The sequence below is a fragment of the Anabaenopsis elenkinii CCIBt3563 genome (assembly GCF_015245355.1).
GTDB classification, from domain to species: Bacteria; Cyanobacteriota; Cyanobacteriia; order Cyanobacteriales; family Nostocaceae; genus Anabaenopsis; species Anabaenopsis elenkinii.
In genome coordinates this window covers 4023489-4036277 of the sequence record NZ_CP063311.1, presented here as the reverse complement: position 1 = coordinate 4036277, position 12789 = coordinate 4023489, and the positions used below count along the sequence as shown (strand labels likewise).

Sequence of the window (12789 nt, the reverse complement as noted above, 5' to 3'; positions counted from 1 at the left end):
TTACCATGAAAGAACCATTTCCCATCATTGACATCCCACCCGATGCCCCTGAAGCTGATGAAGATTTAGGAACCAAAGAAAAATTCTGGTACCGCCGCCATGATAATGTCAATTATCTTTATAAAAAAACTAGACAAAACACAGGCGAAGACTGGTCAGAGAAGATAGCATCTGAGTTGTTATGAAAACATTATTTTTAGCTTGGCAAGACACCCACACTAGAGCTTGGTTTCCCATTGGACGTTTAACTTTTGACGGTAGAAAGTACGAGTTCTTATATACAGAGGGTGCATTGACAGCTAAAAATAACTGCGGATTTACTGGATTACTTTCTTTCCCAGATTTTAATCAAGTATACACATCAGTGGATCTGTTTCCATTGTTTTCTAACCGATTAATGCGACGCTCTCGCCCTGACTATAAAAATTATATTGAATGGCTGAATATTCCAGAAGGTGAAGATGACCCTATTACCATTCTTTCTCGGAGCGGGGGAAGGAAAGTAACAGATAAATTTGAAGTTTTCCCGGCTCCACAACCAGATCAAAATAATTTATACCATATTCATTTTTTTGCACATGGACTCAGACATCTTCCTACTTGTGCAACTGAAAGAATTAATCAACTACAACCTAGGGAACTTTTATATTTAGCTCACGAATTTCAAAATCCCTATGATCCAAAGGCGTTACTTTTATGCACTAGGGAGCATCACATCGTAGGTTATTGTCCCCGCTATCTTGTGGATGATATTCTTCAACTGAAAAACAAAAATCCACAAGTTGTAAAAGTACACGTTGAACGGGTCAACCCCGCACCAACTCCACTTCAACTGCGTTTATTGTGCAATGTCACCGGAGAATGTCCGGAAAATTTTCGTCCATTTTCCGGCCAGGAGTATCAGCCCATTATCGCTGATATCCCAGCTGGTAATATTTCCTAAACTTGATGGGAAGCTAGAAAAGCCTCAACTTCAGCCCCAGTGGGTTGAGAAGCGATCGCACCTGGTTTAATGGTAGTTAGAGCTCCCACCGCACTAGCATAAGCAACAACCTTTTTAGCTGTATCTGCATCCTGTAAGCTGTGGATACCATATTGACCCAATTGGTGGATAAATCCAGCTACAAAACTATCACCCGCGCCAGTGGTATCCACCACATCAACGGAATAGGAAGGTAACTTACCTTCGTTTTCACCCAAACAATAGGCGCAACCATTTTCCCCGTCTGTTACTAGCACTCCCTCAATGGAAGCCATACGGTAAGTAATTGCTCCAGGGTCTGTGGTATTAAACAGCCATTCCGCCTCTTCCCTAGAGAGCTTGAGGAAATCAACCTGCTTTAATAGCTCTGAGATTTTTTGGTGCGCCACATTGGCATCTTGCCAAAACACAGGCCGCCAGTTAACATCCAAAATAATTTTCAGGTCATATTGTTCTGCTAATTCCAAAGCCCGGTGAATTGCCCGCTCACTTTCAGGGTAAGCTAATTCTAAGGTGCCTAATACCAAAAATTCTGCCTCTGTAAACAGCGACTCTGGTAATTGTTCTGCTTGTAGGCGAGTGTCGGCAAATTCCCTGGTGTCATACTCACCAAATCCCGCGAAAGTGCGATCGCCCCCCAAATCTCGCACCACATAAACTTGCCTCGTGGGTGCTGTAGAATGGGGTTGTACCCCTGTTGTATCGACACCGGTCTCTACTAATAGCTTCACTAACTGACTCCCCGGCTCATCTTCACCAACAGCGCCAATAAAACCTGCGGGAGTGCCCAATTTTACTAAAGCACAAGCCACATTAGCCGGTGCACCCCCTGGGTAGTGAGTCCAGGACTGAACTTCTTCTAGCTTTAGCCCCAATTGGTCAGCTAAACAATCGAACAAAATTTCACCAAGGCACAAAACACGGGGATTGCTCATATCAATATCTGGTATGTGGAAAACGACGGCGTCTTTCAACCTGAGACTTAAGGGATAGGTTGATTCAAATCAGTGGCCACGCCAGCGGTTTAACCGCTGGGATTTCCTAACTATAGTATAAAATATACAACAATCTTGACTAATCTGTCTCCAGTCTGTCAATCCATAAAATGGCAATTTTTGCTACTTTCATCAGATAGCATCTGCATTTATCTATGTATCATTACATAGATAGAATGAAAATATAGCCATAAAGTTTACTAATTATAGTCACATATGACCATAAAATCAAAATCTAAAGAAAATATAGTCAATTGCACGACTGCCATAACTTAAAACTCCTCTAAACAAAAGAATCTTCTAGAATTAAAAGAGGATTAAGTACATATACCAAGGGAGGATAGAAAAACTTATGGCTGGTGGCGAGTCTCAGACCCCTGTTAGTCTGTCAGACAGAGAATTGCAAATTATCGACTTAGTGGCCGCTGGCTTAACTAACCAAGATATTGCAGTCAAACTGGAGATTAGCAAACGCACAGTTGATAACCATATCAGCAATATTCTCACCAAGACCCAAACGGAAAACCGAGTTGCTCTAGTGCGGTGGGCTTTGCAGTGGGGTAAAATCTGCTTGCATGACGTTAACTGCTGTGTTTTACCTATCCAGAACGATTAAACCATTGCGGCGTGCATACTAGTTTTCTTTCTCCTCACGCCTTTCGATTTCAGTGGATCTCCAGCGTAAATTCCTATTGTCATCAACAAAAATTAGCAATAATCCCCAGCCTGAAAGGTTACATTAAAAAAATCCATATGGCTCCATCAGCTAGGAGAGCAGTCTTTTGATGCATACTTCAGCTTCCATTCCAGGTGGTTCATCTACCTTTGATTTTTTCACCTTTGATTTTACCACCCCCCAACCAACACAAGATGCTGACTTACTCAGACACCTATCATTCATCCCAGGATTAAAAGAAATCATCCTGCTGCGACAAGTGCACGCCCTAGAACATGCTACTGTTTGGGTTCTGAGTGAAGCTAAAAGCGGACCGAAAAAGGTGCAAGTAGATAATGAACTATTAGGGGGGTTGTCTACAGAACAAGGATTTTACCTTTATGGTGAAGTGAATATCAGTGATTTGCGCCGAGCGGTGATACTCGGCTTAAATCGTTTGATTAATGGTGAATGGGATTTAGCCGTGCATCCCCGTTGTGGTACTAATGCATCGGTAGCAATGCTGTTAACAGCCGGACTGGCTGTGGGTGTTAATCTCTTACTACCATTGCGACCCATTGAGCAATTAATCGGTTTAGGACTCGCCGCCACCACAGCTGCAGAACTCGCACCTGATTTAGGTTCAATAGCACAGCGCTATCTCACCACCGCCATCCCCTTCAACCTGGGAATTGACAATATTACTCTGACTCGTGACTTTTGGGGAAGACCAGGACATTTTGTCAAAGTTAGCTGGCGAGAATAAACAATTAATCATGAGAAAGCTTTACTTCTTAGTTCCCGGTACTTATGGCAAATTTGCCTGTGGTGGACTTTGGGCAGAATTAAAAACAGTTAAGCTGGCCCAGCAAATCTGTAGCGCTGATGTGGTCACTTATCGCCAAAGAGAAACAGACCAACTGTTTATCGATGATGTGCTCACCCAAAAAAATTTAGAGCAGGCTATTTTTGTCATTAGCTGGGGATTTGATGTACCCCAGCTAGCTAAAAAACTCAAGCAATATTATCTTATCTACCATGCCCATAGTGCCGGTTACAAGTTTCGTCTACCCGCGAGTATTCCCATTATCACCGTTAGCCGTAACACTATGGGATATTGGGGGCAAAAGTCTCCTCATTCTTTAATTTATTATTTGCCTAATCAAATTAGTGATCAATTTCAAAATCTACATTTAGAGCGGGACATTGATGTTTTAGTTCAATCCCGAAAATCTTCTGAGTATTTAATAGAAGAATTGATTCCAGCTTTAGAGAAACAGTGTAAATTAAAATTAGTTGACTCCTATGTTGAAGACTTACCCGGGCTATTTAACCAGGCTAAGATTTACCTGTATGACTCTGCAGAATATTGGGCGCAACAGCTTGTTAGTGAAGGATTTGGATTACAACCATTGGAAGCTCTTGCCTGTGGTTGTCAAGTATTTTCCAGTGTTAACGGTGGCCTTTCAGATTATTTAGATCCCGGATTTAATTGCTATAAAATCGCTGGCTACTCCCGAGGGTATGACTTGCAACGCATTATGAATGCCCTGCAATCTTCACAAGATTTCAATTTACATGAAGATTTTTTGGCAGAATATCGCACTGAAAATATTCTCAGAAGATTTCAAATTATTTTGCAAGAGTTAAATGAATTCTTTGATCACAAAGTTAATTTATCACCCAATATTCGAGAGCTATCAAATACTCGGTTATTGCAACTAAAGATGAAGAACATATATAAAAAAATCAAGCATAAATACTTGGGTGGAACTTAGGCATTAAGTGCTACTAATTATTAGCAAAATTAAGATTTTAGATGTATAATATACACAAAAAATATCAGTGGTTGTCCCTATTCATCTGTGGAGGTTACAAAAAACTTTATAAAACAGGCAGATAGATGTCGATTCTTTATTCCCTTGACTGTTACTAAAACTGTAACCGTCGGCAATTGTGGTTATTCTAAATGCAATAGTAAAAAATCGGAACATAATTGAGCGTCAATTTTGGATCGACGGCTAACAACGTTGGGTAAACTAGGCGGCAGAATGAATCGGCAAAAACTAAGTGGTGTGGCTACGACATTCCTACAAAGACGTTATGGTGTAAGTCTAGGGAGACGTTACGTTTTGGCGGCGGCTAGTGTTGTTCTGTTTAGTGTCTTAGGTTATTCTCAGGTGAGTCGTAGTACAAATTCCCTCACAAAATCTGAACTACATTATTCAGAGGCTTCCTTACCCAAAAAAATGTTAGTATCTGATGAAAAACTTGTGGATGCTAATAATAAGTTTGGCTTCAAACTGTTTTCCCAACTTTGGCAAAAAAATAGTAGTCAAGAAAACATTTTTCTATCACCTTCAAGTGTAGCGATCGCCCTGTCGATGGCATATAATGGTGCCAGGGGTTCGACTCAAGAAGCAATGGCTAAAACCCTAGAATTACAGGGGATAAGTCTACCAGAAATTAACTCAGCCTACGCCACATTCAAAGAGTTGCTAGAAAATCCCGATCCCCAAGTGCAATTGACCATTGCCAACTCACTATGGGCAAATCAACAAGCTACATTGCAGCCGAATTTTATCCAAAGTATCCAAGACCTATACAAAGCCCAGGTAATAAAATTAGACTTTCAAGATACCGCTTCTGTCAATACTATTAATAAGTGGGTTGAAGACAGTACCCAGGGAAAAATCACCAAAATAGTCGAGCAAATTCCACCTGAGCAGGTATTGTTTCTGATTAATGCCATATATTTTAAAGGGCAATGGAGTAGTAAGTTTGATAAATCACAAACTGCCAAACATCCTTTTAGATTAATATCTGGTGCACAGAAGCAACACCCGATGATGTCGCAAACAGGGAAATATAGATACTATGAAAACGACCAGTTCCAGGCGGTGAGTTTACCTTATGGTGAAGATGGCAAAATCAGCTTTTATATTTTTTTACCCAAGCAGGAATCTGACCTCCCAACCTTTTATGAAAACTTGAATTTTGAGAACTGGGAAAAATGGATTTCTCAGTTCAGAAATCGGGATGGATTTATTCGCTTACCCCGCTTCAAGACAGATTACGATGTGACACTCAATCATGCACTGCAAGCTTTAGGTATGTCAGAAGCTTTTAGCAATCAAGCCAACTTTTCCGGTATAGGTAATAATGTCAAAATTAGTCAGGTCAAACATAAAACATTTGTCGAAGTCAACGAAGAAGGTACAGAAGCCAGCGCCGCCACATCAGTAGCAATGGTAGCAAGAGCTTTGAGAGAAAAACCGGAACCTTTCCGCATGATTGTTGACCGTCCCTTTTTCTGTGCTATTCGAGATCATCAAACAGGGAGCATTTTGTTTATGGGTGTCATTACTGACCCTCAGTAACCATATAAAACACTCCTCACCACTACGGTAATGTCGGTTCGGAAACACCTAGAGGATTGTTATTGTCAGGTGTTGGTAATTTGTCTGTCATAACATGTGCAGCTTTCTCTTCCATTTCACCGTTGAACCCCTGAGGACGCAGGGCTGTTAAAGCCGTCTTAATAATGACAGCGGTGGGTACTGCGACAATTACCCCTAAAAGTCCACCTACCCTGGCACCTGTGAGTACAGAAATCAATACCCAAACTGGGTTTAAACCAGTAAAGCTACCTAAAATTCTGGGTGCAATTAAGTTCTCTAAAATTTGCTGCACAATTACCGCGGCGATCACCACCTTGATTCCCATAGAGAAATCTTGCAGTGCTACTAGGGAAGTAGTCAGGGCTATACCCACCGAACCACCAAAGGGTACAAGAGCCATGATGCCAATAGTTAAGCCAAACAACAACCCAAATGGCACTTTGAGCCACAAAAACGTAGGAATTAGGGCTGATGCCATACAGGTAGATAAAATGAGTTGAGTGATAAAAAAGTTTTGAAAACTCAGGCGTACAGTTTTAGAGAACGGTTCGCGGAATTTGGTAGGTAGCCATTCTACTAAACTCTGCCAAAGTTCACCACCATGCTGTAAAAGATAGAAAGTTAAAACCATGGTTAAGAGAAAATCTAGTAGGCTGGTGAATGTCACCACTGCTAGATTTAATACTTGTCCGGCGATTGCTTGTAATTGACTCTTGACGCGATCGTTTATTTGCACAAGGAGAGCATCAAGGTTAATTGGTAAATTCAGGGTTTCTGCTTTCTGGTTTAACATCATTAACTGAGAACGCCCAGAGTCGATTAAATCTGGTAATCGCGCCACTAATTGCTGGGCTTGGGTGAGAGCTAGGGGGAAAAGGGTAACACCCAGGGCCAAGAGTACCGATAAGGCTAACAAAAAAACTAAAATAGCAACTTGTTCTCGCCTAGCACCTTGACGCTCCATCCAGCTCACAGGATAGTTAAGCAGAAATGCTAGTACTGAAGCGCCTACCAAAATGACAATCAGGGAGTGAAAATAATGGAAAATTGCTGAAATTGCCCAACCATTGAGAACCAACAGTGGGGCGCATAACGCGATCAACCCCAGGCGCGTTATGGGTGTAAATGTCTGCCACCAGTTGAGTAGCTTGCGTGTCTGCATCTTTAGCCGATTGCGGGATAGAACTAAATCAAATCTTTTTCTATAGCTTATTATCTCTAACTAGATGATCGCATTTCATCTGTCTAGTTTAGGATCAGACACAGCCTTATGGAAAATATTGAACCAATTTATCATTCTGAGTAAAATTAGGACACATCTACCTCTACAATACCCTTAAAGTCATATAAACCACATTTGACCCGAAATTAAGATTCAGTAGTTTTGCTGTGCAGGTGGGAACCAATGGTTTTCATTCCTGTTATGGCGCCCTTGTTAAAGAGTATTTTCACTTATTTTCCCAAATTGCAGATGATCTGTGTTCAGGTCTAGTCAAAGTAGTTGATTGTTGTCATACTTCAATTAATTATCTCCGGATTAGCCACCAAAAAATGAGAAATTCTATAAGTGTCATGGTTGAAACAACAATCACCAGTTGGTACGGTTAATTAAACGTTAAGTTATGTCAATAGTTCAGCCATCAAGTAACTGAGCTGCTAAGAAGCAAATCTTACCTGTTGAATTAGTTCAGCACAGCTTACATGGGTATACCATTGAAAAAAGTCGCAATTCCTAAAATAAAAACCTTTGAATTTTCGACTTGTTTCCTGGGTTACTAATTCCATTGACAATGTTTTGCGGGTTCAGTTTGTTTCCTATTTGGGTAAACTTAAGACATTCTCGATTAAGTAGACTAGAGACTAATGTATATGAGGAAAGTTGCTGACTGGGATTAAATCTATTGCCAAAGCAACATTTCTCTCCTAGACTCGTCCCTACCTTGCTTAAGTAAGTTGCTTACCAGGTATTTATATGAGTTAATTGTGTTGCATATTAATCTAGTTAGAAAATTTACAGAGTTTAATGATCAGTAAGTGTGAGGAAGTCTGTGACCAGTCAAAGAACTTCGGCAAAACAAAAACAATTAGCCAAGGCTATCAAATCAAAAAAATCAAATTCCCGCACCCCTAATTCTCAACCTTGGCTGTTGTTCTGGCTGGGTATGTGTGGTATTGCTATGGTCTCTGCAACAGCAGGGGCGATGTTGGCGGTGTCTTTGACCAGTAACCCATTGCAGCAAGCACAGTTAAGCCCCCAGGAAGAAGCAGTTTTTGATAAAGATCGCATCTCTGGCGGTGGGTTACGATTCTCGGAATTAACTCGGCCTGTTAATCTGTTGCTGATGGGGATGAGTGTCCTCCCATCAGATTTGATTAATCCCCCTGAGGAATTGCAGAATCTTGGCTATGAACCCCAGGTTAACTCTTTTGAGGGTCTGGCTGATGTCATGATCTTGATCAAATTTGACCCGAGCACAAAAAGAATCTCTATGCTCTCCATTCCCAGGGACACTCGTACAGAAGTAGTTGGCTATGGAGTCAAAAAACTGAATGCGGCCAATGTTGATGGGGGACCGGCTTTAACCGCTCAAAGTGTGAGTCAACTCTTGGATGATATCACTATTGACCGCTATATCCGCATTAATGTTCTGGGGGTCGGTAAACTTATCGATGCTCTGGGTGGGGTAACAGTCAATGTTCCTAAGAATTTACGATACCAAGATGACTCTCAACGTCTATATATTAATTTAAAGGCGGGTGAACAACATCTTGATGGAGATCAGGCTCTGCAGCTATTACGGTTTCGCTATGATGAATTGGGAGATATTGGCCGGGTTCAGCGTCAGCAAATGGTCATCCGCGCTCTGATTGAGCAAACTCTTAACCCTGTAACCTTAACCCAATTACCTAAAATTCTCAATGTTATCAAAGAAAATATCGATACTAATTTAACGGTTGAAGAATTATTAGCTCTAGCTGGTTTTAGTGTGCGAGTCAACCGTTCTAGTATACATATGTTTATGTTACCAGGTCGTTTTAGCCAACCAGATGAATATCTAACTAGCTATTGGCTACCAAACAGAACTGGCATTTCTCGCATCATGTCTCAACACTTTGGTGTAGAATTAACTCGCCAACTCCGCGAGGTTGATTACCGCTCTTTGCGAGTTTATATTCAAGATAGTACAGGTAGCGCTCGCTCCCGACTGATGTCTTTAGCCCAAGATTTAGAAGGACGGGGATATCGCCGGGTTCAGATATCTGCACCTTGGCGGGAATCCCTGAAGGTGACTAATATCATCGCCCAGCAAGGAGATATTGAGAATGCACAGTTAATTCGTGATGCTTTGGGCTTTGGGGAAGTACGCATAGAAAGCACTGGTATTATTGATTCTGATATTACTATCCAATTGGGTGAGGATTGGTTACAACAAACAAGTTCCTGGGACATGACTTATTAAAAGTTATCCATCAAAGTGCTGAACACTCAGCACTTTTCCCTGACGGTTTACTTTAATTGGAAATTTTCATACAATAACCTCATCACCAGGTGCGCAGAATGATACATGGATTGGATTACACTACTGCGATCGCTACAGTCCGACTTTATTAACAGATTAACATCGGGTTGTTTACTTCAATGTGAAATACCAGGTCAATATAGTGAATTAACTGTCATCTCCGGGGAAAGATTAAAGATATTACGAGAATTTTGCTGGCTGATGGCTGAAAAATATAAACGGACTTCCTCTGTGCGTGACGTTTTTATTAACAATCTTAAAGGAAAACTAGGGGAAGAAGTTGTTAAAGAACGTTTAGCTGATTTGATTACAGAAGTCGATTATGAAACCCGATTCGGCGGTGATGGTAATGTTGATTTTACTTTAACTTCTGATTCAAAAATCGGCATTGAGGTCAAGTCCCGTCATGGTAGTATTAGTCAGGTTAGATGGTCAGTTACTTCTGAAGAAGTTGCCAAAAATACAGTTATAGTATGCGTTTTAATTCAAGAGGCTGTCAACGAAGCACAACCACATTATCACCTGTTTTTAGCTGGATTTCTCCCAACAAAAATGATTAAGTTAAAAACTGGTAAAATTTCTTTCGGCATCAACCATTTATTATATGGAGGTGGTTTATTCTGCTATCTAGAACAGTTAAGAAAAACTCCTAATTTTCAATACTCACACTCATTACAATTAAAATATATCAATCAAAATTCAAGTCAAGATTATATTAAACTAGGTGATGATTGTTTTCATATCGGTGAATACGAAGCAGCAATTACTCACTATAAAGAAGGATTACAAATAAAAGCTGATGGCGAAAGTTGTTACAAATTAGGTTTAACTTACTATCAGTTAGGAGAATACGCCGCCGCCACTGCGAATTTTTCCCAAGCAATCCAGCTTAACTTTCATGATAGTAAGGTTTACCATAAAAGAGGTTTAGCACATTATCAACTAGGAAATTATCCAGAGGCAATTGAGGATTATACTCAAGCTATCAGGATTAATCCTTATATTGCCGTTGCTTATAAAAATCGTGCTGAAGCTCGTTCTCACATTGGAGATAATCAGGGAGCAATAGAGGATTACACTCAGGCAATTAAAATTAACCCCGATTATGCAGATGCCTATAAAAACCAAGGGATTGCACGTTATTTCATAGAATATCACCAGGGACTATCTCAGGCAATTAAAATTAACCCCCAAGATGCAGTTGCCTACAAAAATCGTGGTAACGCTCGTGCGGATTTAGAAGATTATCCAGGAGCAATTGCCGACTATACTGAGGCTATACAGATTAATCCTAATTATGTAGATGCTTATTATAACCGTGGTAATGCTCGCTATGATCTAGGAGATTACGAGGGAGCAATTGAGGATTATACTCAGACCATTAAGATTAATTGTAATTATGCTCACGCCTATTATAACCGTGGTAATGTTTATTCTCACCTAGGAAAAGAACAACTAGCAATTGATGATTTTTGCAAAGCAGCAGATATTTATAGGCGAGAAGGTAAACTAGAAGCTCTTAAAGATGCTCGTGCTAGAGTTTCAGATTTAGAAATCGCTCAATCATTGGATATTTTGAATTTCTAAAGTTTTCCAGTCTCTACTTAGCACTTTTAAAGTACCCGTGAAAGCTATGAGGAATGACACTGGGTAAACCCAATCTGCAAACCGGTTCTGTATCCAGGCGATCGCCATCAAATACCCAAACTTCACTAGTATGGCAATTACCATCATAAACCACTGTCAACACCCAAGCTTGCTGAGGGTTTTCTATATCTTCCACAGATAAAGGTTCACTAGGGTAGCAATTTTCCGGTAAATTAGCTTCAGTGAAGGTTTGAGTCCGGTGATCAAAACGACCGATAGTATTTAATATCTCTTGACTAATATCCGTATCTTCTCGGTGAGAGGACATATAGATATAAGGCGCAATTTTCCCGACATTTGTCCGAGGGACATGGGGAAACTCGCAACTGCGGTTTAATAGTTGGTGAACTGATGTCACCTTAGCTGTTTGGGGTTGCAGATGAATTCGCGTCAGGGTACTTTGAGCACTTGTGTGGGTTTTACCTGTAGCCACTTCCCCCAGATATTTATTTGTGTTAAAATCTTCATAGCGTCCTAAATCTACCACCACATCACCACTAGCATCTACATAACCATTAGCAAAATGCCATTGATACCAAGGTTCAGTTTCTCCACGACTTACCAAAGATAAGGTTTCACGGCGAATTACCAAGATTTGAGTACCTAATTCTGGTTTCCACTCAAAAGATTCACTATAAGTGCTGATACCAGTCAGCACAGCGAAAATATTCAACCGTAGTGGGGGAATGAAAAATATCAGATATTGTCCTGCTAAAACAAAATCGTGGATTAATGACATCCCTGGAAGTTGAATTACAGACTTTTGAATAATTTTCCCAGTTAAGTCACTCTTATAAAGATTTAAGCTCCCATTGAGTCCCGGACTGACACCAAAGTTAAAAATTTCCCCGGTTTGGTAATCAACTTTGGGATGAGCAGAATAGGGTAGTCCTTGGTTGAGACCATTTAAATTATCCAAACCGTGGGTTTGTAAAGTTTCCAGATCCAGGGAATGAGGATGACCACCTTCCCAAAGTGCTAGAAGTCTGTCAGGTAATGCTAGCACTGAAGTATTAGCAGTATTCTTAACTGGTTTGAGCCATTGATGCCAAATTGGTCCTGGTGCGGTCATGCCATAATTACCGTAAAGCAGCTTACCGGCTGCGGTTTCTTGCTGATAGCCAGTGGTTTGCACATAACGGTAAACTCCAGTCACACCAGTATCGGTAAAGTGAACCGCCAAAATCGCGCCATCACCATCAAACCAGTGTCCCACAGGGATACCACCCCGTTCTAAGCGTCCTGGTCCATTGCGGTAGAGTGTACCCCTTAACCCATGAGGGACTACCCCCGAGAGAATAGGTAATGGGGTAGGGGGGAATTCTTTCCCTGGTTGGGTGATCGCATTAGCCCATTTTTGCTGGGTTAATGGTTTAATATTTGTAGTCATTCTAACATACTATGGCATAACCTTGATAGATTTAAATAATATTTAAATCTATTTATAAAATAAATTCATCACTTATAGGTAAGACTTGGTGGCTAATGGTAGAAGGGGGAGACTTAACCGACTGGTTTAAGCAATTATATGGTATATCAATTTTACCTTTCCTCTCAGGATTGCTGATCCTGAGTGTCAAACTTTCTG

11 protein-coding genes are annotated in these 12789 nt (G+C 40.7%); 8 read left to right on the top strand and 3 right to left on the bottom strand.

Features of this window, described 5'->3' with window-relative positions; genetic code table 11:
• Positions 1-5: 5 nt before the first annotated feature.
• Positions 6-185 carry a hypothetical protein gene (locus tag IM676_RS17725; protein WP_200988101.1) on the top strand — a complete coding sequence of 60 codons (180 nt, stop codon included), beginning with the start codon at positions 6-8 and terminating at the stop codon, positions 183-185.
• Positions 182-943 (top strand): HIRAN domain-containing protein, encoded by a 762-nt coding sequence (locus IM676_RS17720; protein WP_200988100.1) that lies wholly within the window; start codon positions 182-184, stop codon positions 941-943. Before IM676_RS17725 ends, IM676_RS17720 begins: the two co-directional genes overlap by 4 nt.
• Here the strand turns inward: IM676_RS17720 and IM676_RS17715 are convergent.
• Positions 940-1917, bottom strand: a complete 978-nt coding sequence (locus tag IM676_RS17715; RefSeq protein ID WP_200988099.1) for a carbohydrate kinase family protein — start codon at positions 1915-1917, stop codon at positions 940-942. The two genes, IM676_RS17720 and IM676_RS17715, sit on opposite strands and share 4 nt — an antisense overlap.
• Positions 1918-2329: 412 nt before the next feature.
• On the opposite strand from IM676_RS17715, the gene pedR reads away from it, so the two are divergent.
• The 4 genes from pedR (at position 2330) to IM676_RS17695 (ending at position 6012) form a co-directional block, all read left to right on the top strand.
• Entirely contained in the window at positions 2330-2593 is a 264-nt protein-coding gene (gene pedR, locus IM676_RS17710) for a photosynthetic electron transport-dependent transcriptional regulator PedR (protein ID WP_200988098.1), read from the top strand.
• Between the two features lie 169 nt (positions 2594-2762).
• Positions 2763-3398 (top strand): DUF6391 domain-containing protein, encoded by a 636-nt coding sequence (locus IM676_RS17705; protein WP_200990265.1) that lies wholly within the window; start codon positions 2763-2765, stop codon positions 3396-3398.
• Positions 3399-3408: 10 nt separating this feature from the next.
• Complete coding sequence (locus tag IM676_RS17700; protein ID WP_200988097.1) at positions 3409-4410, top strand: glycosyltransferase; 1002 nt, start codon at positions 3409-3411, stop codon at positions 4408-4410.
• A gap of 273 nt (positions 4411-4683) precedes the next feature.
• Positions 4684-6012, top strand: a complete 1329-nt coding sequence (locus IM676_RS17695) for a serpin family protein (protein ID WP_200990264.1) — start codon at positions 4684-4686, stop codon at positions 6010-6012.
• A gap of 22 nt (positions 6013-6034) precedes the next feature.
• Here the strand turns inward: IM676_RS17695 and IM676_RS17690 are convergent, their stop codons facing one another.
• Positions 6035-7195: an AI-2E family transporter gene (locus IM676_RS17690; protein ID WP_200988096.1), complete on the bottom strand. Its 1161-nt coding sequence runs from the start codon at positions 7193-7195 to the stop codon at positions 6035-6037.
• Positions 7196-8081: 886 nt separating this feature from the next.
• On the opposite strand from IM676_RS17690, the gene IM676_RS17685 reads away from it, so the two are divergent.
• Together IM676_RS17685 and IM676_RS17680 are read left to right on the top strand one after the other, a co-directional pair.
• A complete protein-coding gene (locus IM676_RS17685; protein ID WP_200988095.1) occupies positions 8082-9494 on the top strand; it encodes an LCP family protein in 1413 nt (470 codons plus the stop codon).
• A gap of 105 nt (positions 9495-9599) precedes the next feature.
• Positions 9600-11141 carry a tetratricopeptide repeat protein gene (locus IM676_RS17680; RefSeq protein ID WP_200988094.1) on the top strand — a complete coding sequence of 514 codons (1542 nt, stop codon included), beginning with the start codon at positions 9600-9602 and terminating at the stop codon, positions 11139-11141.
• A gap of 13 nt (positions 11142-11154) precedes the next feature.
• On the opposite strand, the gene IM676_RS17675 is transcribed toward IM676_RS17680, so the two are convergent.
• Positions 11155-12591: a carotenoid oxygenase family protein gene (locus IM676_RS17675; RefSeq protein ID WP_200988093.1), complete on the bottom strand. Its 1437-nt coding sequence runs from the start codon at positions 12589-12591 to the stop codon at positions 11155-11157.
• Between the last annotated feature and the right edge of the window lie 198 nt (positions 12592-12789).

Bases quoted from the DNA above. Each gene is read 5' to 3' on its own strand.
- IM676_RS17725 (WP_200988101.1), top strand. From the start codon at position 6: ATGAAAGAACCATTTCCCATCATTGACATCCCACCCGATGCCCCTGAA.
- IM676_RS17720 (WP_200988100.1), top strand. From the start codon at position 182: ATGAAAACATTATTTTTAGCTTGGCAAGACACCCACACTAGAGCTTGG.
- IM676_RS17715 (WP_200988099.1), bottom strand. From the start codon at position 1,917: ATGAGCAATCCCCGTGTTTTGTGCCTTGGTGAAATTTTGTTCGATTGT.
- pedR (WP_200988098.1), top strand. From the start codon at position 2,330: ATGGCTGGTGGCGAGTCTCAGACCCCTGTTAGTCTGTCAGACAGAGAA.
- IM676_RS17705 (WP_200990265.1), top strand. From the start codon at position 2,763: ATGCATACTTCAGCTTCCATTCCAGGTGGTTCATCTACCTTTGATTTT.
- IM676_RS17700 (WP_200988097.1), top strand. From the start codon at position 3,409: ATGAGAAAGCTTTACTTCTTAGTTCCCGGTACTTATGGCAAATTTGCC.
- IM676_RS17695 (WP_200990264.1), top strand. From the start codon at position 4,684: ATGAATCGGCAAAAACTAAGTGGTGTGGCTACGACATTCCTACAAAGA.
- IM676_RS17690 (WP_200988096.1), bottom strand. From the start codon at position 7,195: ATGCAGACACGCAAGCTACTCAACTGGTGGCAGACATTTACACCCATA.
- IM676_RS17680 (WP_200988094.1), top strand. From the start codon at position 9,600: ATGGATTGGATTACACTACTGCGATCGCTACAGTCCGACTTTATTAAC.
- IM676_RS17675 (WP_200988093.1), bottom strand. From the start codon at position 12,591: ATGACTACAAATATTAAACCATTAACCCAGCAAAAATGGGCTAATGCG.